This is a genomic window from Paraburkholderia fynbosensis, from assembly GCF_902859935.1.
GTDB lineage: Bacteria > Pseudomonadota > Gammaproteobacteria > Burkholderiales > Burkholderiaceae > Paraburkholderia > Paraburkholderia fynbosensis.
In genome coordinates this window covers 1-20,930 of the sequence record NZ_CADIKI010000044.1, presented here as the reverse complement: position 1 = coordinate 20,930, position 20,930 = coordinate 1, and the positions used below count along the sequence as shown (strand labels likewise).

General features: G+C 59.5%; 18 protein-coding genes and 2 pseudogenes. 11 read left to right on the top strand and 9 right to left on the bottom strand.

Going from position 1 to position 20,930, the window contains the following annotated elements; all coding sequences use genetic code 11:
- Positions 1-294, top strand: a 294-nt coding sequence (locus HV770_RS37085) for an ATP-binding protein (protein WP_246291601.1), incomplete at its 5' end; no start/stop codon positions are given.
- A gap of 685 nt (positions 295-979) precedes the next feature.
- Here HV770_RS37085 and HV770_RS37080 read toward each other — a convergent pair.
- Positions 980-1,378, bottom strand: coding sequence for a winged helix-turn-helix transcriptional regulator (locus HV770_RS37080; protein WP_246291599.1), 399 nt, complete (start codon positions 1,376-1,378; stop codon positions 980-982).
- Positions 1,379-1,430: 52 nt separating this feature from the next.
- Between HV770_RS37080 and HV770_RS37075 the strand changes: the two genes are divergently transcribed.
- The 3 genes from HV770_RS37075 (at position 1,431) to HV770_RS39520 (ending at position 3,469) form a co-directional block, all read left to right on the top strand.
- Complete coding sequence (locus tag HV770_RS37075) at positions 1,431-2,024, top strand: NADPH-dependent FMN reductase (RefSeq protein WP_175166371.1); 594 nt, start codon at positions 1,431-1,433, stop codon at positions 2,022-2,024.
- A gap of 92 nt (positions 2,025-2,116) precedes the next feature.
- Positions 2,117-2,947, top strand: coding sequence for a DODA-type extradiol aromatic ring-opening family dioxygenase (locus tag HV770_RS37070; RefSeq protein WP_175166370.1), 831 nt, complete (start codon positions 2,117-2,119; stop codon positions 2,945-2,947).
- Positions 2,948-3,334: 387 nt separating this feature from the next.
- A complete protein-coding gene (locus HV770_RS39520; protein ID WP_281366327.1) occupies positions 3,335-3,469 on the top strand; it encodes a hypothetical protein in 135 nt (44 codons plus the stop codon).
- A 358-nt stretch (positions 3,470-3,827) separates the two neighbouring features.
- Here the strand turns inward: HV770_RS39520 and HV770_RS37065 are convergent, their stop codons facing one another.
- The 3 genes from HV770_RS37065 to HV770_RS37055 all read right to left on the bottom strand — a co-directional run bounded on the left by HV770_RS37065 (position 3,828) and on the right by HV770_RS37055 (position 7,078).
- On the bottom strand, positions 3,828-4,112 hold the full coding sequence (locus tag HV770_RS37065; RefSeq protein WP_175166369.1) for a YciI family protein: 285 nt from the start codon (positions 4,110-4,112) through the stop codon (positions 3,828-3,830).
- A gap of 84 nt (positions 4,113-4,196) precedes the next feature.
- Positions 4,197-5,717: a CoA-acylating methylmalonate-semialdehyde dehydrogenase gene (locus HV770_RS37060; RefSeq protein ID WP_175166375.1), complete on the bottom strand. Its 1,521-nt coding sequence runs from the start codon at positions 5,715-5,717 to the stop codon at positions 4,197-4,199.
- Between the two features lie 452 nt (positions 5,718-6,169).
- A complete protein-coding gene (locus HV770_RS37055) occupies positions 6,170-7,078 on the bottom strand; it encodes an NAD(P)-dependent oxidoreductase (protein ID WP_175166368.1) in 909 nt (302 codons plus the stop codon).
- Positions 7,079-7,557: 479 nt separating this feature from the next.
- Here HV770_RS37055 and HV770_RS37050 point away from each other — a divergent pair, with 479 nt between their 5' ends.
- From HV770_RS37050 to HV770_RS37040, 3 genes are all read left to right on the top strand, one after another.
- Positions 7,558-9,213, top strand: coding sequence for an MFS transporter (locus tag HV770_RS37050; protein WP_246291597.1), 1,656 nt, complete (start codon positions 7,558-7,560; stop codon positions 9,211-9,213).
- A gap of 91 nt (positions 9,214-9,304) precedes the next feature.
- Complete coding sequence (locus HV770_RS37045; RefSeq protein WP_175166367.1) at positions 9,305-9,730, top strand: hypothetical protein; 426 nt, start codon at positions 9,305-9,307, stop codon at positions 9,728-9,730.
- Positions 9,731-9,908: 178 nt separating this feature from the next.
- On the top strand, positions 9,909-10,826 hold the full coding sequence (locus tag HV770_RS37040; RefSeq protein WP_175166366.1) for a LysR family transcriptional regulator: 918 nt from the start codon (positions 9,909-9,911) through the stop codon (positions 10,824-10,826).
- Between the two features lie 1,252 nt (positions 10,827-12,078).
- Here HV770_RS37040 and HV770_RS37035 read toward each other — a convergent pair.
- Positions 12,079-12,978, bottom strand: coding sequence for an AraC family transcriptional regulator (locus HV770_RS37035; RefSeq protein WP_175166365.1), 900 nt, complete (start codon positions 12,976-12,978; stop codon positions 12,079-12,081).
- A gap of 183 nt (positions 12,979-13,161) precedes the next feature.
- On the opposite strand from HV770_RS37035, the gene HV770_RS37030 reads away from it, so the two are divergent.
- Entirely contained in the window at positions 13,162-14,115 is a 954-nt protein-coding gene (locus tag HV770_RS37030) for an aldo/keto reductase (RefSeq protein ID WP_175166364.1), read from the top strand.
- A gap of 1,078 nt (positions 14,116-15,193) precedes the next feature.
- Here HV770_RS37030 and HV770_RS37025 read toward each other — a convergent pair.
- The gene (locus HV770_RS37025) at positions 15,194-16,273 is read right to left on the bottom strand and encodes an alcohol dehydrogenase catalytic domain-containing protein (protein ID WP_175166363.1); all 1,080 of its coding nucleotides are present in this window, start codon (positions 16,271-16,273) and stop codon (positions 15,194-15,196) included.
- Between the two features lie 98 nt (positions 16,274-16,371).
- On the opposite strand from HV770_RS37025, the gene HV770_RS37020 reads away from it, so the two are divergent.
- Positions 16,372-17,163 (top strand): helix-turn-helix domain-containing protein, encoded by a 792-nt coding sequence (locus HV770_RS37020; protein ID WP_175166362.1) that lies wholly within the window; start codon positions 16,372-16,374, stop codon positions 17,161-17,163.
- 27 nt (positions 17,164-17,190) lie between these two features.
- Here the strand turns inward: HV770_RS37020 and HV770_RS37015 are convergent, their stop codons facing one another.
- Entirely contained in the window at positions 17,191-18,204 is a 1,014-nt protein-coding gene (locus HV770_RS37015; RefSeq protein ID WP_246291595.1) for a LysR family transcriptional regulator, read from the bottom strand.
- Between the two features lie 144 nt (positions 18,205-18,348).
- Here HV770_RS37015 and HV770_RS37010 point away from each other — a divergent pair, with 144 nt between their 5' ends.
- Both HV770_RS37010 and HV770_RS37005 read left to right on the top strand, forming a co-directional pair.
- Complete coding sequence (locus HV770_RS37010; RefSeq protein WP_175166361.1) at positions 18,349-18,987, top strand: NAD(P)H-dependent oxidoreductase; 639 nt, start codon at positions 18,349-18,351, stop codon at positions 18,985-18,987.
- Between the two features lie 248 nt (positions 18,988-19,235).
- A complete protein-coding gene (locus tag HV770_RS37005) occupies positions 19,236-19,628 on the top strand; it encodes a nuclear transport factor 2 family protein (protein WP_175166360.1) in 393 nt (130 codons plus the stop codon).
- Positions 19,629-19,975: 347 nt separating this feature from the next.
- Here the strand turns inward: HV770_RS37005 and HV770_RS37000 are convergent.
- Both HV770_RS37000 and HV770_RS39300 read right to left on the bottom strand, forming a co-directional pair.
- Positions 19,976-20,676, bottom strand: a pseudogene (locus HV770_RS37000) (helix-turn-helix transcriptional regulator); the annotation flags it as partial.
- A gap of 106 nt (positions 20,677-20,782) precedes the next feature.
- Positions 20,783-20,930 (bottom strand): annotated as a pseudogene (locus HV770_RS39300) (3-oxoacyl-ACP reductase); the annotation flags it as partial.

The window sequence follows — 20,930 nt, the reverse complement described above, 5'->3', positions numbered from 1 at the left end:
GTCGACAATGCGCTGAAATACGGCCATAGCGCTGAGTTGCAACTAAACCGTTGCGAGACGCATATGGTTTTCACGGTCAGCGACCGCGGCGCCGGCATTCCGGCTCACGCATTCGAACAGGTGTTTGCGCCGTTCTTTCGCCTCGAGCAATCGAGAAACCGCAGCACAGGCGGCATGGGTCTCGGGCTCACATCGGCGCGAGCCGTGATCCGCGCTCATGGCGGCGATATCGCGCTTCGCAACGGTCAATGCGGCGGCTTGGAGGTTTGCGTGACGTTGCCGCTCGTGTCGTGATCGCCGCTTGCCGGCACGAAGTCCAGCACCGTCTTCTCGAGACCTCGCGCAGCCGCTCGCCGACTATGTTCAAACAGACGCGCGCCCTGACACTCACGCAAACAGGGTGCGGACTGGACGCTGTTGCGGCCTGGATCCGCAAATGGGTTCACACGCTGCCTGCCCGAGAAGGGACACGCAACTTTGCTGCGGTACAGGGCCCACGAGTCAGTGCGATCGTATAGCAAGACGCCGCTCGTACCGGTACGCGAGGCGAGAGACGACCATCGCCCAGTCGACGGTTGTCGGGGCCGACGGCGTCTTCAACATAAGGGCGACCACGGTTCGGGCAAGCAGATCGTTGTTCACCTTTGTTTCGACGTCCGGTCAGTTTGCATGGTCCCAAATCTGGGCAACACTCGAACGTGCACCGGGCGTCGGCGCTTTCCGTCATCGGCTTTCCCCCGTATAACACTCGTTGTTGCCAGACCATTTCGAGTCGAAGTAAAAACGCTCAACCCGCGTCACACATTCCTCGTGTTCGCCTCCCCGTGGAATCGCCGTTCGAATCGCATGGTCAACCCATAAACGCGGTGGCACGAGAGGGCAGTGTCTTCGCGGCGATTTGGACGACAGAGTGGCCCTGCTACCAGATAGCTCGGCGCTTGCGCCGGCCGCAGCGGGGAGACTGCATTCTTGCACCCTGTTAGTCGTTCACGCGAAGTTCGGCGTAGCTCGAACGTGCCGCCGTTATCCGGTCGGAGTTAGCAGCCACCCATTCCGCGAGCGTCCGGACGGGGCGGAGGAAATCGTCGCCCAGGTCCGTCAGCGCGTACTCGACCTGCGGTGGTGTAACGGGGGTTACGGTCCGCTTCACCAAACCATTTTCCTCCAACTCTTTGAGCGTTTGGGTGAGCATCTTCTGGCTGATCTCCCCAACGTCTCTGCGGAGGGCGTTGAACCGGCGCGGTCCACGCCCTAACGTTCGAACTACAAGCAGGGTCCATTTATCGCAGATTCGCGCGAGCATCCGGCTAAGGTGCTCGCAAACAGCGGGATCCTTTTGTTCGCCTGGTTTCGAAATGGTGCCTTCTTGTGCCAACACGCGAACCTCCATACACTGGTTTCTATTGGTAACTATCTTACATGAGGAAACCATGACCGTTAAACCCCGCATCGCACTCATCGTCGGCTCTACGCGCCCGACGCGGTTCGCTGACAAGCCAGCGCAATGGATGCTGAAACAAGCGCAGGCGCGCCAGGACATGGAGGTCGAGCTGGTCGATCTGCGCGACCATCCGCTGCCTTTCTTCTCCGAGCCGGCGTCAAATCAGCGCGTGCCTAGCAAAGATTCCGAGGCCGTTCGGTGGCAGCAAACCATTGGCAAATTCGACGGCTACATTTTTGTCGTTGCCGAATATAACCACTCGATCACTGGGGCGCTTAAAAACGCTCTTGATCAAGCGTACACAGAATGGAATAGGAAGCCCTTCACCGCGATCGGTTATGGCAGTGTGGGCGCCGGGCGTGCCATCGAACATCTGCGAGGGATCGGCATCGAATTGCAAATGGTCCCGACCCGTGGTGCCGTCCACATTGGCGGCAGCGACTTCATGGCCGTATTTCCCATGGGCGGCAACAAATCTATCGAGGATATCGAGGCCGGCCTGTTGCCTTCGACCACCGCCGCACTAGATGACCTCGTCTGGTGGGCCAAGGCGACGATGGCCGCGCGGGCGGCGGCAGCTTAACCATCCTTAAGGCGGGCCGTGCCCTACGCCGGCCCGCGAATCCCCGGATTGCGCGTAGCGCAACGGGCGAAACCACGCTGAGAGAAAGTGCAATGAGTATCGAACAACTCCCCACCTACTTTCTAAGCCATGGTGGTGGCCCTTGGTCCTACGTCGAAGAGCCCAGGCGCAAGAATTACGTCAATCTCGAACGGTTTCTGGTCGAGTTGAGGCCTGAAATGCGAAGCCCGGTTCGGGCGGTGCTGATCATCTCCGGCCATTGGGAAGAACGCGGATTCGCCATATCTTCGGCCGCCCAACCAGGCATGGTCTTTGACTATTCTGGGTTCCCGGACTATCTCTATCACATCCGCTACGCGGCACCAGGATCGCCTGAAATTGCCGCCCGAGTGCTCCGTCTGTTAGCAGCGGGTGGCATGGCCGCCCGATTGGACGGTGAACGTGGCTACGACCACGGCACTTTTAGTCTCATGAAGGTGCTTGCGCCGGATGAAAACGTGCCGATCGTACAGCTTTCGATTGACGTCAGCATGGATCCGGCTTTGCACGTTCAAGTCGGCCGCCTGCTTGCTCCGCTGCGCCGAGAGGGCGTACTGATCATCGGTAGCGGCTTCAGTTATCACAACTTTGCCATTCGTGACGCGCGTGCCGCCCCCATATCCCAGCACTTCGATGCCTGGTTGCAACATGTGCTGGTGCAAACGGAGCCCGCTGAACGCACCGAACGGCTGATTCGATGGGAAGACGCGCCTTATGCCCGAGACGCACATGCGCGCGAGGAGCATCTGATCCCGCTCATGGTGGCGGTCGGTGCGGCAGAGGACGAGCCAGGCGCCTGCGTCTATCACGAAACCGCTTTTCTGCAGTTTGTCACGGCGTCAAGTTTTCGCTTTGGAAGCCCTCGCACTGGCGCAGCAATGTGACTGCTGCCTAAAATGCGCCGACCACCATGGCCCCTGCGAAGTGCGCCCTATCCGACGAAAATGGCCCCAAAATAGAAGCCGCCGCCGGCCCGGGTTTAGGCTCGCAGTCTGAGCGGGAAACTCGCCACGGACGCCATCCCCGGTGATTCCGGGGAGCCGCATTTTGCGCGACAGTCGATACTGGTTATTTGTCGAGCGCAGACATTCTCGAACACGCGTGCAGACCATTGCAAACCATTCCTCACTACGCACGGCGAAGCTCTCGACCAATGCGACGACGAAACCTCGGTCGGCGAAGTCGAGCGGATTTCATTTACCGACTCAGCAAGCGCATCGCACTTACGTCGGAGGTCCCGCGCTTCCTCCATCGCGCTGGAGAGCTGCCCGATGCGCTGCTGGCTGCTGGCTGCTGGCGAGCGTCGTTTCTGCGCAATGCTGCGCGGCGCGCACTTCCTCGGCTCGTATCATGACTCGTATTTGCATGCCCTCGAGCCGCGTCGCCGCATCGTCGATCTGGGGTAACCGCGCGGCTTCGGGCTCGGCTTGCTCGACGCGGACCGCCTCAAGCTCACGGGCCTGCGCCGTATGTGCTCGAATAATTGCTAACGGCGCTCAATTCCCAGGGCGCGGCCGCACCGTCACATATCCGCGCCCTAGATGCCGCTGCTGCTCGCCCCGGCAAAGCGGCTCGGCCAATTCAGCGATAGCCCCCTCGACGGCGCGCAAGCCGTCGACCCTGGACGCTCCGCAACCCAGCCCACGAGTGACCGTGATCCCTGGGCCCCAAGTATCTGGCCTACATACTTCGCCTGATCGTCGGTGCGGCTGCTTATCTCTGTCAGGAGGGCCACAGCATCGCAACCGAAGATTACCGCCAGCCCTACCGATTGTCGATATTCTTGACGAACGGGTTGATATGGATTTCTCTCCAGACGCGGTTCACGAAAAATGGATCGCTCTCGGCAAAGGCGCGCGCTTGCGCAATCCCAGGCGCCTCCACCACAAGCATGCTGCCGATACGCCTGTCAGTAGCCTCCTCGGTGTAAGGACCCGCAACCAGAACCTTTAAGGGCGATGCCGTCAGGTGACTTCGGTGTTCAGGATAGTGTTGATCCCGCGCATTGGGTGTTGCTGGGTCGTCAACGCAATAAATCAGGAATTGCATATAGATACCTCTGGTTCATGCTGTTGTGCGTGCTTTCCCGCCTTTGATTTTTCGGGCGCGGGAAAGCGTCAGGGTGGGTGCCGTTTATCGAAGGCTGATGGTGGTATTGACACCATCGTTCACTGTCGCATCATCAAACCACCGTGCGGTAACGGTCTTGGTCTGCGTGTAGAACTCAATGGCCTGCTTTCCATACGGACCAAGGTCGCCAAGTTTGGACCCGCGCGAACCAGTGAAGCTGAAATAGGGAACCGGAACCGGGATGGGAATATTGATGCCGACCTGCCCGACGTCGATCTCGCTCTGGAAATGACGTGCTGCCGCGCCGCTCTTTGTGAAGAGGCTGACTCCGTTGCCAAACGGATTGCGATTGACCAGTTCAATAGCGGCATCCAGCGTTGGCACGGACAGCACAATAAGCACCGGACCAAAGATCTCCTCCTTGTAGATGTGCATGTCCGTCGTTGCTTCCGAAAATATCGTCGGTCCGATGAAATTGCCTGATTCGTAACCCTTCACGACGACGCCCCGACCGTCGAGGAGCAGCGCCGCGCCCTCTTCGACGCCGCTTTTGATGAGACGAAGAACGCGCTCCTTGGCCGCCCGCGAAACGACTGGGCCCACATCAGTTCCTGGTTCGGAACCTGCATTGACGTTCAGCGTCCTGGCGCGCTCGACCAGGTCCGGTAGCCACTCTTGTGTTTTCCCCACCAGCACAACGACGGACGTAGCCATGCAACGCTGACCGGCTGCTCCGAAGCCTGCTCCGACCAGAGCATTCAGCGTATGGGTCCGGTCTGCGTCTGGAAGCACCACTGCATGATTTTTCGCCCCCATCATCGATTGAACGCGCTTTCCGTGCTCGCTGCCCAGTCGATACACGTGCGTGCCAACGGCAGTCGATCCGACGAATGAAACGGTCTTGATAAGCTCGTGCGTGCAAAGAGCATCAACGACCTCCTCGCCACCGTGAACGACGCTCAGTACGCCCTTGGGGACGCCCGCCTCGACCGCCAGTTTGACCAGTTCCATTGTCGACAACGGATCCTGCTCCGAAGGTTTTAGCACGAATGTATTGCCACAGACGATGGCCATTGGGAACATCCAGAGCGGGATCATCGCGGGGAAGTTGAAAGGCGTGATCCCGGCGCATACCCCGATAGGCTGGCGCAAGGTATACGTGTCCACGCGGCTGGCAACGTTTTCAAGGAACTCTCCCTGCTGAAGCGTACCGATAGATACGGCATGCTCAACCACCTCCAGTCCTCTGAAGATGTCGCCTTCTGCATCGGCGATGGTTTTTCCCTGTTCAGAACTCAGAATCCTGGCAATGCGAGAGAGGTGCTGGCGGATCAACATCTGGTACTTAAGCATGATCCGCATGCGAGCGCCGACGGACGTGTTTTTCCACGACCCGAAGGCAACGTGTGCGGCATCGATAGCGGCGTCGATCTCGGCACGTGTCGCGTACGGCACGCGCCCGATCACTTCCTGCGTCGCGGGATTGACGATGTCACGCCATTCGCTGGTCCTGGAAGTAACGAATTCGCCGTTAATGAGAAGTTGAGCTGTGGACAGCGCGTCCGGGGATTTTGCGGAGTTCATAATTACGGTAGGGAAAATGGTTGAGTAGATCGAGGCGGCAGAGACCATCAACGAGGCGTGCCTCTGAACGGAGCAGCTCTATCCGGTCTGGATCGACGGGCAGGTGTGGAAATGATGGTCCATCCAGTCAAACTGGCTGTGCGGCGCGGACCAAGCCCATCGCGAGGAGCCGGTCTTCGCGTGACCAGCATGCGGACCGTCGCTGACGATGCGTTCCTGTCTGATGACGTCCGGGACCGTCTCACGCGTAGCTGCAATACCTGTTTCCATTCATCGTGCCTGCGCTGGGGTGCGCAACCCTCGATGAGCCGCGCCGAAAGGGTTATGTCACTAAGCGACGCAGCCTGCCGGGACTGTCAATACGGTGGAAGCCAGCGCCGCGCTCATCGCATAGATGAACAGCAGACGCCGCATAATCCCGACCGATCATTCATCGACCGGAATCTGCTTTCTCATGCCGCCTTGGCCTGCTTTTTGTCGGCGAGGTGGAGTGCAAGCGATGTCGCGTCCATGTCGGCGCCGCCACTATTCGAGTGCTCAGACATCAGCGCGTACGCGGTTTCGGCGGTTTCGAGCCGGGCCCCGACCTCGCGGCCAGCTTCGACGGCCAGACTCAGGTCCTTTGCGAGCAACCACGTTTTGAAGCCGGCTTTGTAGCCGTGTGATGCAGGAGCCTCTGCGACCACGCCAGGCGCGGGATTCCAGATGCGGAAGGACCAGTTGTCGGCGGACGAGCGGATTGCAATCTCGAAAAATTCCTTCATGTCGAGTCCCAATCGCTCGCCGAGAGCTGTTGCTTCACAGTTGACGGTGACGCTAACAGCCATGATCAGATTGTTCACTACCTTCGCAGCCTGGCCGGTGCCGGGGCCGCCGACGTGAGCCAGATAGTCTCCCAGCGGACTCAGAAGTTCTTTGGCCTTGGTGGCATGAGCCTTGTCGCAACCGATCATGAAGGTGAGCGTGCCGTCGCGGGCACCCTCTGTGCCGCCCGACACAGGAGCTTCGATGAAGACGACACCAGCCTCCGAGGCAGCCTCGTGCAGCTTCTTCGCATAGGCGATACCGATTGTGGAACAGTCGATGATGATGGTGCCGGGGCGGGAACTCGCGAAAACGCCATCCGCAGACGTCATCACATCGTCGACATCGGAACCTGAGGGGAGCATCGAAAACACCACGCTGGCGTCGGCGCACGCTTCGACGACGTTGTTGACTATGTTGACGCCATTGGCCGCGGCGCGTTCGCGAGCGACTGGGTCAATATCGACACCGTTAACCTTATACCCGGCGTTGACCATATGTTTTGACATGGGATTACCCATGAGGCCGAGGCCAACCCACGCGATCGTTGTGGTCATGGAAGCGCTCCTTTGTGATGTAGTGTGATGAGGAAGGTCCGTCAGTGCGGCACCTGCGTCTCCTGCAGGATGGAACCGCTGGACTGGTTCAAATCTTATTGCCCTGTGAGCGCCCCCCAAAAGCCCACAATTCGCCAACGGCTGTGCAAAAAACGCACGACCCGGAACTGCTTATGGCCGGGCGCACACATTGGCCGTCGCAACCCCGGCATAGTGTTTTCTCGTTTCGAGCTTCCAACGTTACCCGCGCGGTTGATTCATTCGTGCACACCGGATGTTGATTTTCTGCCTTCCAGTTGGGTATGCAATACGCGCAACATTCCTCGCATCTGCACCGCTGATCGCACCGGTACCCGAGTTCGCGGAACAACGGCGGGCGCATGTAGTGCCAGAGAGGCCGCCACAGTCAGTCGACGTTAGAGCGGCGAGCCGCGGTGCACGGTTCATAGACCTACTACACAGATCAACAGGAGACAGTCATGACAGCAGTGCTGGAGCCATCACGGTCGGACAAGATGACTGGTAAAGACCACGTGATTATTTTCGCGTCCTCACTAGGCACAATCTTCGAGTGGTACGACTTTTTTCTAGCCGGCGCGCTCGCGACATATATCAGCAGCACCATCTTTTCAGGTGTAAATCCGACTGCAGCGTTCATCTTGACGCTGTTGAGCTTCGCCGCAGGATTTGCCGTACGACCGCTCGGCGCGGTGGTATTCGGCCGGTTAGGCGACAAGCTCGGCCGAAAATACACGTTTATGGTGACCATCGTACTGATGGGCGCTTCAACTTTTTTTGTTGGCCTTCTGCCGGGCTATGCAACGATCGGCATCATTTCCCCGATTGCATTTGTGGCGATGCGGATGCTGCAGGGCCTTGCGCTCGGAGGCGAGTACGGCGGCGCCGCGACGTATGTCGCGGAACATGCGCCTAGTGACAGGCGCGGTAGCTGGACCTCGTGGATTCAGATGACTGCTACGCTCGGTCTTTTCCTGTCGCTTATTGTGATCAGCGGCGTCCGTACGGGTACGGGCGAGACCGATTTTGCAAAGTGGGGATGGCGTATTCCGTTCCTTCTTTCCGTCATTCTTCTCGGAGTGTCAGTCTGGATCCGTCTGCAACTTAGCGAGTCGCCGGCCTTCAAGAAAATGCATGCAGAGGGCAAGGTCTCGAAGGCGCCGGTAAAAGAAGCGTTCGGCCAGTGGAAGAACATCCGCATGATGCTTATCGCCCTGTTCGGTGTGACGGCGGGTGAGGCGGTCGTCTGGTACACGGGTCAGTTCTATACGCTATTCTTCCTCAATCAGACCCTGAAGATCGATGCACAGTTGACCAATACGATCCTGATCATCGCGCTGGCCGTCACGTCGCCTTTTTACGTAGTATTTGGCACGCTGTCAGACCGGTTCGGGCGTAAGCCGATCATGCTAGCTGGTTGCCTGCTGGCTGCTTTCACATACATCCCCGCGTTCAAGGCGCTCACGCACTATGCGAATCCGGCGCTTGAGCAGGCGCAGCAGCGCGCGCCCATCGTGCTATTCGCGGACCCGGCGAATTGTTCGTTCCAGTTCAATCCCGTGGGAACAGCAAACTTCACGAGTTCATGCGACGTCGCGAAAGCCGCGTTGTCCAAGGCCGGTGTTAGCTACGAGAACCGTCCGCTCGGTGATCACCCGGCGGCCACGATCCAGATCGGTCAAGCGACGATCGAGTCATACGACGGTCGCTCTCCCGAGGCAGCATCTGAATCAAAGCGATTTGTTGCGGGGCTGAAAGACGCGCTGGGCACGGCGGGTTACCCTCTCAAAGCCGACTCGTCGCTCGTGAACGTTCCGATGACCATCATGGTGCTGATCGTCTTGATGCTTTACGGCACGATGGTGTACGGCCCGATGGCAGCCATGCTGGTGGAGTGCTTCCCAACACGTATTCGCTACACGTGTCTGTCGGTTCCCTATCACATCGGCAACGGGTGGTTCGGGGGCTTTTTGCCGGCCAGCGCGTTTGCCATCGTGGCGGCCGAAGGCAACATCTTTTCGGGGCTCTGGTATCCGGTCGTGATCGCTGGCGTGACTGCCGCCGTTTGCCTGATTTTCGTGCGAGAAACAGCCGGTAAGGTCGTCGACGATCTTTAAAAGGCGCCGAGTGTGACGGTGTCACGAGCGTCACGCTAGCGGTCCGTAGGACCCCACAGTCGTAGCATGCGTGCCGCCGAAGGAGACGGACATGAAAAAAACATGGCCCGAAGGATTCGAAGTTCATGAGGCGCGAGCCAGCGGGATAACTGGCAAAGAACGGATTCGCCGCGCGCGCGCGGACTTTCTCTCGTTGCGCTATCACCTTGCGCTGGAGTCGTTACAAGCCGGGGTCGGCGGTGCTCCCATCGCTCAGGCCTTGCTTGAGATGACACTCGGTACAGTGATGCTGGCTGAGGCGGGCTTTGAGGTACTCGACAATGCCAGCGCGAGCAAGTCCATCTCAGTCGTGCGGCGGCTTGTTACCGCCGGACGGGCGCACGGCATATGGCATCCAGACCAGGAAGCCGTGTCCGTGCTTAGACGGACTGTATGCGTTCACGACAGCCAATTGCAGACCGTACCGCTTGATATCCTGGAAGCCGTGTTTGCAGCGATACGGCACCTTGCGAACTGATGCACATTCACGAGCCCCTGAGCCCCTGAGCGCATGGCGCGTGCGTTGGCCAACGCCATGATGAACGATAATGACCCGAAGGTGAGACCGCAGGCGGCCTGACACGCGTATGCTCCAGGCAGCACCTGCGGTTCCCCTGGAGTAAAGTTGCGGTACAAAACTGCACGGAACCGAAGGCATGGCAGCCCGAAAACAGAACTGGGACGATTTCCGGTACTTCTTGGCGGTCGCCCGCACTGGCACTTTGTCCGCAGCCGCCGAGCGGCTCGCAACAGAACACACCACAGTGGCACGTCACATTCAGTCCCTGGAGCATGATCTCAACAGTCGGCTTTTCCACAAGAGCAATGTCGGTTACATACTCACGCCCGCTGGTCAGCGCGTGCTGGAAACTGCCGAGACTATTGAAAGCGCCTATATGCTTTCAAGGGCGGCTAGCGATAGTGAAGAAAACGAGATTGAGGGAGTGGTTCGTATCGGGGCGCCAGATGCGTTCGGCAGCATGTTTCTCGCTCCCCGAATGCACGAACTCATGCAGAAAAATCCTCGGCTTGAGATCGAGATTTTCGCCGCACCTCGCATCTTCAGTTTGTGGAAGCGTGAAGCCGACATTGCGATCAGTCTGTCGAGCGCGGAACATCTCCGCATTGCGTCCAGACGCCTGACCGATTATCGTCTGTTCGTATATGGTACGCGGAGCTATGTGGACCGCGCGCCCGCCATACAGTCGGTCAAGGATCTTGAGTCTCACCCGTTCGTCGGATATGTCGAAGAAGGTCTGTTCGCGCCTGAGCTAAATTACTTCGATATCATTGGCCCGAAACTGCAACCGCATATCCGCAGCAGTGCGCTTTTGCCTCAGGTCTTTACGACACTCGGTGGTAATGCGCTCGGCATTCTGCCAGCGTATATAGCGGCATCGTTTCGAGAACTAGTGCCTGTGCTTCCCGATGAGATCTGTCTCACGCGTTCGTTTCACTTGCACGTTCATCAGGATCATCGTAGGGCAGCACATATCAAGGTCGTCGCGAATTTTATTGCAGGACTCGTCCAGAGTAACCAGGCGCTCTTTCTTGGAGAAAACATGTCTGCATGACGATCGACTCCACCGGTTGCGTATGGATGCGGACTGGCTTTCTAAGTGTCGGAAATCGCAAATGGAGATTGCCGATGTGCGGGCTGAGAGCACCATCAGAACGCCGGGCGCAAGTATAGTCGGCTCGCGACGAACCCATCGCGCCGTCGGGCTGGCGGAAACCTCACGATTGAAGTGGAATGCCGAGGCCAGAAATGTGGCCGTTGTGATGGCGCTTGTCACGGTTACGCAAATATCCGCGGTCAACGCAAGCCAACGTCTCCGGGCGATGCAATAGGAGTTGTGCGTCAGCCGCACGCCACCTGCAGATGCATGTGAGGAGCAGCGCCTGGAACTGAGATATGTCATGGCACGCGCTATACGTGTTCGCGAGACTGGCGAACCGCAAGTATTGCAATGGAAGACACCGAGGCAGGCAAACAGGCGGCCGGCGAGCTTCGAGTTCGGCAAACGGCGGCCGGACTGAATTACATTGACCTTTACCACCGCAAAGGTCTGTACCCGTTGACCTTGCCGACAGGGGCCGCGGCGTAGACGGCCTCAATGTGGTGGATCGGATCTCATACGCAGGGGGACCGCTGGCGCTTACGCCACCGAACGTTTACTTCCTGCAGCAGGAGCGGTAAGACTGCCTGACTACATCGACGATCGGCGGGCGGCATGCGTCTTGGATCTATCGATTCTTTGCGGACTAGGACAAGCGCACTTGGCGTCAGGTCATCGATATAGTCGTAAGCGGCTTCCGACCGCCAATCTTCACGCTAGGACATCCTCCACCGCCTATGCGCGATGATGAGGCAACGCGACTTGCGTGGGGCCGGAAGAACGAAGTCAGATCAACGCGACGCAGCTTCTGCATCATCTCAATGAAGACGGGGACCGAGGAATTCGCCGAAGCCGTTCTCGGTCATCCATAGCGTGCGGCCGAGGTGCACGGTGTGGACGCGGGCGGCGCGTTCCGGCTTGGTTTCGGGACAGATGTCGATGACCGTCCAATGCGGCGGTGGCCTCGTGGGGGAGCTTGATCGGTTGGTCCGCCGGGAGCGCGGCAAGACAGGACAGGGCGTACAACTAGCAGCACAAGCGCACCGCCGATCAGGCCCGATGTCCCTGGCGTCGCGGCGAAGACCAGCCACATCCAGAGCGGTCCTGGAACCACATCTAGCAACGCGATCAGCCCCGCTTCCGATGGCCCATAGCGGCTGCCCAGCAGGAAGAAGAGGTAGCTGAGACTCTGTTCGCCAGACCGAACTCAAGCGACCACTGGGAAGCCCGCGGAAGCGCGCAAGCGGGCTATGTCGCGCGCCGGCGGTTCTCCAAAGTGGCGGCGATATTCGCGACTGAACTGCGACGTACTCTCATAACCTACGCGGAGGGCGGCAGTCGCGACGTCGATGCCCTGGACCAGCATCAGGCTGCGCGCGTCCTGCAGCCTGAGATGCTTCTGGAATTGCAGCGGCGTCATCGCCGTCACAGAGCGAAAATGCTCGTGCAGGCTCGACGGACTCATGCCCACTTCCACGGCGAGCCGCTCGATGCTGAACCGTTCCCGAGAATTCTTCCAGATCCAGGCGATGGCGCGGCCGACCTGGGCCACCCGACCCTGGCTGAAGGTGATGTGGCGCATCCTGGCGCCGTCCGGGCCGGCGAGCAGGCGATAGAGAATTTCCTGCTCGGCAAGCGGCCCGAGCACCGGCAGCGCTGCCGGATCGTCGAGCAGGCGCAGCAGGCGTAGCGCCGCGTCGAGCAGACCGCTGCCGGCGTCGGACACTGTCTTGCCTACAGGCGGGGATGGCGCTCCCGGCGGTGGCGGCACGCGCAACGCCAACTCCCCCAGCATGACCGGATCGAAATCGAGGTACAGGCAGAGATAGGGTTTGTCAGGCGTCGCCTCGACTACGTGGCCTATCACCGGCAGGTCGTAGGTCACGACTCCATAGCGCCCCGGTGCATATCTGAACACACGCTCGCCCAGTGTGACCTCCTTGTGCCCCTGCGCGACGAGGCACAGTTGCGGCCGATAAACATTCGGCATCGGCACCGTCACCGTGGAGCACCGAACAAGCGTCACGCGTTCGATGGCGGTGGCCTGGAAGCCATCCCTTGAAACGTGCCGGGCAATCACGGAGGCGATTTGGGTCAATGTATCCATGAATCGGACTATCGCATGCGCGCGGGAGGGCGGCAATGCGAACCATGCTTCTGGAGGATTGGGCAGTAATTCCGGCGCATCAGGCTCACGGTTCGACGTCGCCGCGCATCACAGTATGAGAAGCGCCTGAGTAACAGCAATCCCTGACAGCAAACCCGGCCGCAAAACAAGTATGGAGCCAGCATGACAATCGATAATCTGAAGACCCCCACGATCGCACTGGGCACCTGGGCCTGGGGCGACAGCGGCGAGACTGGCAACGGCTACTTCGGCAGCCAGCTGACCCAGGCTGGCCTGGAAGGGGTCGCCGAGAAGGCCCATGCGGCAGGGTTCATCCTGTGGGACACCGCCTTTGTGTACGGCATGGGCCGTTCCGAAACCGTACTCGGGGAAGTACTGAAGCGCTACGCTCGCAGCGACTACCAGCTCTCCACGAAGTTCACCCCGCAGGCCGCGGGAACCAGCGACGATCCGGTGGCGGATATGCTGGAGCAGAGCCTGACCCGCCTCGGTACCGACTACATCGACCTCTACTGGATTCACAATCCCGCCGATGTGGCGCGATGGACGCCGCACCTGATCCCGTTGCTGGAGAGCGGAAAGGTCAAACATGTCGGCGTCTCAAACCACAATCTGAGCGAAATCGAATTCGCCGACCAGATCCTTGGCGAAGCCGGGTTCCGGGTCGAAGCCGTCCAGAACCACTACAGCCTTCTCTACCGCAGCTCTCAGGATGCCGGCATCCTCCACTACTGCCGCAGCCGCGGGATCCCATTCTTCGCCTACATGGTGCTTGAACAGGGCGCCTTGACCGGCAGGTACAGTCTGGAGAACCCGCTGCCGAGAGGCAGCAACCGGGCGGAGACTTACAATGGCATGCTGCCTCAGCTCAAGGCGCTGACGGACAAGCTCGCCTCGATCGGCCAGAAGCAGGGTGCAGCAGCTGCCGACGTCGCGACGGCTTGGGCTATCGCCAAGGGAACGACGCCGATCATTGGCGTCACTAAGCCCAACTACATCGATGGTCTGGTCCGGGCTACCAGCATGACGCTTGCCAGCCACGAAATTGCAGAGCTGGAAGCTCTCGCCGACGCGGCTAACGTGAATACCCGTGGCTGGTGGGAACAAGAGTTGTGAGTCTGAAGCTTCGCTGTGCCGATGTCCTCGGACCGCCGTTCCGAGCCATACCGCAGGCGGTTATCTTGTTCTGCGGGGATGATCGCCTGTGAACATGTCGGCCATCGGAGCAAAGCCGATGAATTCTGTCAGCTTCGGTATCGCATTGGAGCATGCGCCTTCCCTCGACCTTGCGCTACGAGGCGCCAAAGTATCGCTGTTCGTTACGCGCGCTTCGATGGCTCGGTAGACTGCAAGCGTGAGAATTGGAAACGGCAGCGGCTGCTGTGTTCGAGATACTGACGAACGGCTTTCTGAAAGCGGATACTGCCGACGGCGGGTTTGGCGGAGCAGTTCTCTTGTACTCATCGGCAGTGTTCTGGGACTTGTGCTTCGTTCGACGCCAGTAGCTGGGATGCTTGGTGCGCCAACGCGCCATCCGCGCGACGTACTGCATGCTGCGGCAATAGTCGTGGTTTACGGGTTTGGCCTGTTATTGGCGCTGTCTGGCGCCTTTGCTCGCGTGACGACACACGGGGGTCCGCTGATGTACCGCCGGTGTCGTGTACTGCGGGGATCTGGACGAAACCAGGCTCCGCAATGCCGGCGCTTTGGCTGTCCAATGTGTTTCATGACCGGCCTTCCGTGGAGCAGATCGTGCGCGCGTACGCCTATCTCTGTTTCGCCGTCGGGCAAGGCACGAACAGAAACCAACTGCCGGGGAAGAAGCGACAAGCGAAGAACAACAGGCCCTACGAAACAACAAAACGCACAAGGAACGAAAACCACGCGGAAGAAAAACCGCCCGAAGCAGATGACGTTCGCACCGTTATGTCGCGACGCGTTTCAAGTTTCCGATGACGTGGAGGACGGAGGCCATGGATTTGTCCCATTTTTTCTGCTGCTTGAAACGTGCGGACGAACTGCATCGGAACGCGCAGCACGCGACTGTTCAAATATCACGAAGCTGAGGCGGGCTGGAATTTTTGCGAGTCCGCACGGTCGCAATTGTTTCGTTCAGGAGTAACGGGGACCGGGGCGCCGGACGGCCGCGAGCGTCGACTGTACCGGGTTCAATCGCGTAGCGTTGCGGTCCCGTTCAATGCCGGACCACAGTCAGTTTGAACGGACCGTTGTTCACAGCGGCATGGGAGACAGCGTTGTTGACATCGTCGATCGGGAACTCGGTCACTGCAAAATGATCCAGATTGAGCTGACCACCGCGCACCATACCAACCATGGTATGCACTGCCCGCGGATCGTACATCCATTGCCCCTTTATGGTGATAAGGTTGCGCATGATCCACGGGTAGGGCAGGGTAAGGTCATCCCCACCCAACATACCGACCCCGCCCATCAGTACGACGCGCCCGTAGGGTCGTACTGTCATGATCGCTGTCCGTGCGGCACTAGCGTCGGCGGAGGGTGGCAGAAAATCAAGTACTGCATCAATGGGCGCCTCTGCCGCCGCATGTATCGCCGCAATGTCCTGCGTTCCATTGCCTGTAAGAACAACCGGTTTGATACGGGATGCAAAGCGTCGGCTCAGTTCTGCTAGCACGGCTTCGTTTCGGCCCGGGGTGATCACCTGACGCGCGCCCATTGCCAGTGCGGTCAAGACAGTGGCGCTGCCGAAATTGCCGGTCGCGCCGCTTACGAGCAGTGTCTCGCCGGCCTTTAGATCCAATGCCAGCAGCCCGCCATAGGCTATAAGCAACGTATTGATCGCGCACCAGCGGCCGGCCTCTGCTGCATCGATGTCTCCAATCGGGATCGCGTTCTCCGTCGGCACACGGATACGCTCGGCAAACCCGCCGTCGCGATGAAATTCCTGCAGTTTCTGGCCGCCTGTTCCGCGGGCGCTCCAACCCTGCAGTACGATGTCGGGCATCAATGCGTCGTCTCGTGATCGGACGGTCGGATCGCAGAAAACCCAGTCGCCCTGTTTGAGTTTGGTCGCATCAGGGCCCACCTCGCGAACGCGACCGATCGCGCCGCAGCCCGGGATCACCGGCGGCGGTAGCAGATACTTGCGCGCGCCGCTAAAGACCTCATTTGCATAGGACAGGATCGGCGCCGCGACAACGTCGACAATCACTTCTCCGGTCCCGATCGCTGGTTCAGGTGCTGTCGTGACAGTAAGCGGCTTTCCAAACGACTCAAGTATGGCTGCCTTCATTTTCGGCTCTCCTTCGTTGTCCAGAGGTAAGCATAAAGGGCCGCATATGGGTAGAAAAGAGGGCGGTATGATACTAGTACTGTGCAAGGATAGGGTGGATGGGTGTGAGGCGTAATGTTGAACTAGGCGAATTCCTGCAATCGCGCCGCGCGCGACTGAAGCCTGAGGATGTCGGGCTCCCATCTGAAGGGCGCCGTCGCGCAGCCGGCCTGCGTCGCGAAGAAGTTGCGCGGCGCAGCGGTATCAGCACCGAGTGGTACGTCAAGCTCGAGCAGGGTCGCGTGATTTCGCCTTCGGCGGAGACGCTCGCGTCACTCGCGAAGGCGCTGATGCTGAGCGCCGTTGAGCAAGCGCATCTCAGGGCTTTGGCGCAAGGCGGAAGGGACGGGCGCTTCCTTCGCGAGACGGTGCCGGAAGTTCTTCGCATGGTCGTTGAAGGGTTGGCAGAACCCGCGTACCTGACCGGCGAACGCTGGGACGTCCTCGCCTGGAATAACGCGGCCGTGCAGCTCTTCACCGACTTTGCGACATTGCCCGATGAAGACCGGAACATCCTCGTCTACATGCTGCTCGATCCGGCGGCCCGCAAGCTATTCGGAAGGAGCTGGGCCGCGGAGGCTCAACGAATGGTCTCGCTCTTTCGCGTGAACTACGATCTCTGGGCGCCTGACCCCAGCTTTGTGGAGCTTGTGGAACGTCTTCGCGCGGGTTGTCCTGAGTTCATGGCATGGTGGCGGGAGCATGGGGTTTCGGCTCCCGTGTCGGGCGAGAAGCATCTCATGCACGCGAGCCGCGGACCGCTCGATTTCCGCTATTCGACGTTAAAGGCGAACGATGATCCGAGGCTCAAACTGTCTATCTACGTGGAGAATCGTAGGAGGGGCAAATGACGTTGATACGTCTCCTTAGTGCCCCGGTCACGGGTACTGGGGGTTAGTAGCTGCTTCCACTGCCGAGTCCCAGGGAAGGCCGCCGGCAAATAGTCCGGTGATCCACCGGATGAAGGCCTCGGTCCGTGCGGGCGTGAACCGACTGGAAGGGCGGACCAGATAAATTCCTTCGTCCGTCGCGAACCGCCATTGTGGCAAGACCTGGGTGAGCGTGCCCGCTGCAAAATCACGGGCCATCGACCAGTCGCCAAAACCCACAATCCCGATTCCCTGGCGCGCCGCTTCAAGCAGGGCGCCAATGTCGTTCGAATGATAGGTGCCCGCGGGCATGATCGTGTCGCGCAGACTGCCCTTGCGCATTCGCCATTCCGGAGTCGACACCGGCCCCGTATATCGGAGCAGATTGTGGCTCGCCAATGCACTCGGAGAAGCGGGAACGCCGTGGCGCTTCAGGTACTCGGGCGAAGCGCCCAGGACGATCCGGTGATTACCGAGCCTGCGGGCAACCAGCCGGCTGTCGCGCAAGGTGCCAAGACGCAAGGCAGCATCGAAACCTTCCCCGACAAGATCGACGTAGCGTTCGGCGTAGTCAACCTCGAGTTGCAGACCGGGATATTGGCGCGCGAAATCCGGCAGCGCCGGTGCAAGCCACTGCCGTCCCATCGCTGCCGGTAACGCCAGACGCAAGCGACCACGCAACTCCGTTCCGCCGGCCGCCGCTTCCTGTTCCGCCTCGAAAATCGCGTCCGTCGCCATCTGCACGCGTTCGGCAAGCCGCGCGCCAGCTTCTGTCAGGCGAACCCTTCGCGTCGTCCTTTCGAGCAGGCGCACGCCAAGGCGTTGCTCCAGCGTGCTGATGCGCTTGGAAATGATCGTTGAATGGCGTTGGAGCGCAGCGGCCGCCGCAACGAACGAGCCTTCCCGGGCGACAGCGAGCAATGCGGCGAGTTCATCGGCTCGTCCCTGATCCAGATTCATGGGTGCAGAATAACCGGGGAATGACTTGTCAGCAACGTCCGGTTGCTGCACGTGCTGCAGCATTGTGCTGCACTGGCACTGGTTTTTCTCCCGCTACAAACTGGCCATGATTCATTCTCCGCGAAGGCTTGAATCGCTGACATGGCCCACGAAAGGGCGCCTGCGTGCTGCCTCTGTTTTCAACCCCAAAACATGAAGAAAGACAGAATGACGACCGTAACTGAAAGACTGACATGGCGCTATGCCACCAAAAAATTTGATCCAACGAGAAGGGTGCCCGATGAAACACTTGAACGTATCGTTGAAGCAGTACGGCTCGCACCCACTTCAAGCGGGCTTCAACCGTTCGAGCTGCTTGTCGTGAGCAATGCGGAAACCCGCGAAAGAATCCGCGCCGTGGCCTGGAATCAGGCGCAAATAACTGACTGTTCGCATCTGCTGGTATTTGCGGCGTGGGACGACATCACCGCCGATCGCGTCAACATGATGTTCGATCTGACCAATGACGTTCGCGGCTTCAGGAACGAAGGTTGGGAAAATTATCGCCGCCAATTGCTGGACATCGTCGCCGATCGTGGAACCGAAGCCAACTATCAGGCCGCTGCGCGGCAGGCTTACATCGGTTTGGGCATTGCCCTCGTTGCTGCGGCTTTTGAAGAAGTGGACGCCACACCAATGGAAGGGTTCGACCCGGCGGCGGTGGACGAAATCCTTGATCTGAAATCGAAGCAACTGCGTAGCGTTGTCCTGCTGGCCCTAGGTTATCGCGCCGCGGACGGGGACTGGCTCGTGAATCTGAAAAAAGTGCGTCGTAGTCGTGCCGACTTCGTAACCGAAATAACGTGATTCTTCGTTAGTGAAAGCATTCTTTCGTTGCGATGAAAGCACGCCACGAATCGTATGACCGCGCATGTGTACAGTTTTCAGCGCATCGCAACAGCATCCGCGGAACATTGGGCGCATTGTCACCGCACCAGTTCGGGCTTGCGCGATGGTATGTCCGCTTCCAGTGTCCGAATGAGACACCGCAGGCTGATGGACGCAGCGTTTTCCTAAAGAGCCCGGGCTCGTTAACCAGTTTATGGGAGAAGAATATGGCACCAGTATCGGATTTGCCCGAGTGGCTTGCAATCGCACTCCAGGCACTTCAGGCCGGGGATGTCGACGGCTGGATGAAGATCTACGCAGCGGACGCAGTTCACGAGTTTCCGTTCGCCCCAGCGGGGTGGGTCAACAAGCTGGAGGGACGCCAGGCGATCGCGTCCTACATGGCCCGATTGCCGGCATTAATCCGGCTCGGTTCGTTCAGCGACGTTCGTGCGCGGGAGGTGGGCAATGGACTCATCGTTGAGGCTACCGGGCATCATCGGCGCGTTTCGGACGATGCGCCGTGGGAACTCGATTACGTCTGGTTTATCGCTCTGCGCGATGGCAGAGTGACGCACTTCCGTGACTACATGAACCCATTGCAGCTATCTGCCGGTTAAATGTGTTCAACCATCATTGGCTCACGATTGGTTTTTGTCATCGCTTAAGGACCTGATAAGCGCACGGTTGAGATACACATGTGCGGTTGGCGTCGAACGGCACCTGACCCTCGCCCCAAGCCGTATTGTAAAAAAAGCGATGACATGTAGTGCGTCATAGTCCGTCCCCGCCGTCGATGGCCCGGCAATACCCGCAGAGTGTGCGTTCGGTGGGCTCGAATAAGACGAACCGCCTGACCGGTACGGTCAGAGCGGCTTTTGCACCTTAAACCCAGTACGTCCTCCGCTTTCGGTAGGGCAGTTGAAAAGCGCATGACGTTCAAGATCAGATGGCGGCAGGGTGGCGGTTATATGTCGAGGCCTTCTGGCGTCAGGCCGATCTGTGATCGGATTTTCGCGGCGTCAGCAGGTGTCGCCGGATTGTAGATGACCATGCCGAGATCAGTCCGACCATCGACAGAAAAGGTCGATAACTCATAGGCAAGCAAGCCGAGAACCGGATGGTGTATGTGTTTGACGGCTTCGCCATGGGCGCCACGCACCTCGTTGTGGCGCCACATCTCCCCGAACTCGGCACTCAGTCGGCAGAGCTCGTCAACAAGAGGCTCGACCTCTGCGGCGGCCCCTGCGCGCGCCGCGTCCGGCTTGAATGCGCCCACCACGAAGCGCGCCACACTTTCCCAGTCGTTCTGGATGGTGCGTGCGCTTGGATTGAGGAACACCATGCGCAGCAGATTGCGCTGCTCCGGCGGCAGGCCGCCCGATTCCAGGCGAGGACATCCCATACGGGGGTTCTTATGAGGGCGGGGCTCGGGTCGAGCGCGTCGAGCACGCGTTGCAAGCGTGGCGTCACACTGTTGTTCTTCTGGTAGCGTGCCTCGGGCGGACGGCCGAGACCGAGCAGGAAGAGGTGCTCACGCTCGGCATCCGTCAGCAGAAGGGCCCGCGAGATGCGGTCGAGCACGCCGGATGACGGTGCGCCGCCGCGCCCCTGTTCAAGGCATGTGTACCAGGTCGGGCTGATGTTGGCGCGTTGGGCTACTTCCTCGCAGTACCGCATCGGGCGGACGCCTTCTCCCGACCTTGCGCTGCTAGCCGTGCAGGCCCGAGACCATTGACCGCATGGACGACATGGCCTGTTCGTGCGCGTTCACCTAGATAAACATGCCGCCAGAGGCTTCGATGCGCTGGGCATTGGCCCAGCGGCTGTCCTCAGCCAACAACGAGGCGATCAGCGGACCGATGTCATCCGGCACGCCAGCGCGGCCAAGCGCTGTGTTGCTGGCCACGAACTGGTTGAGT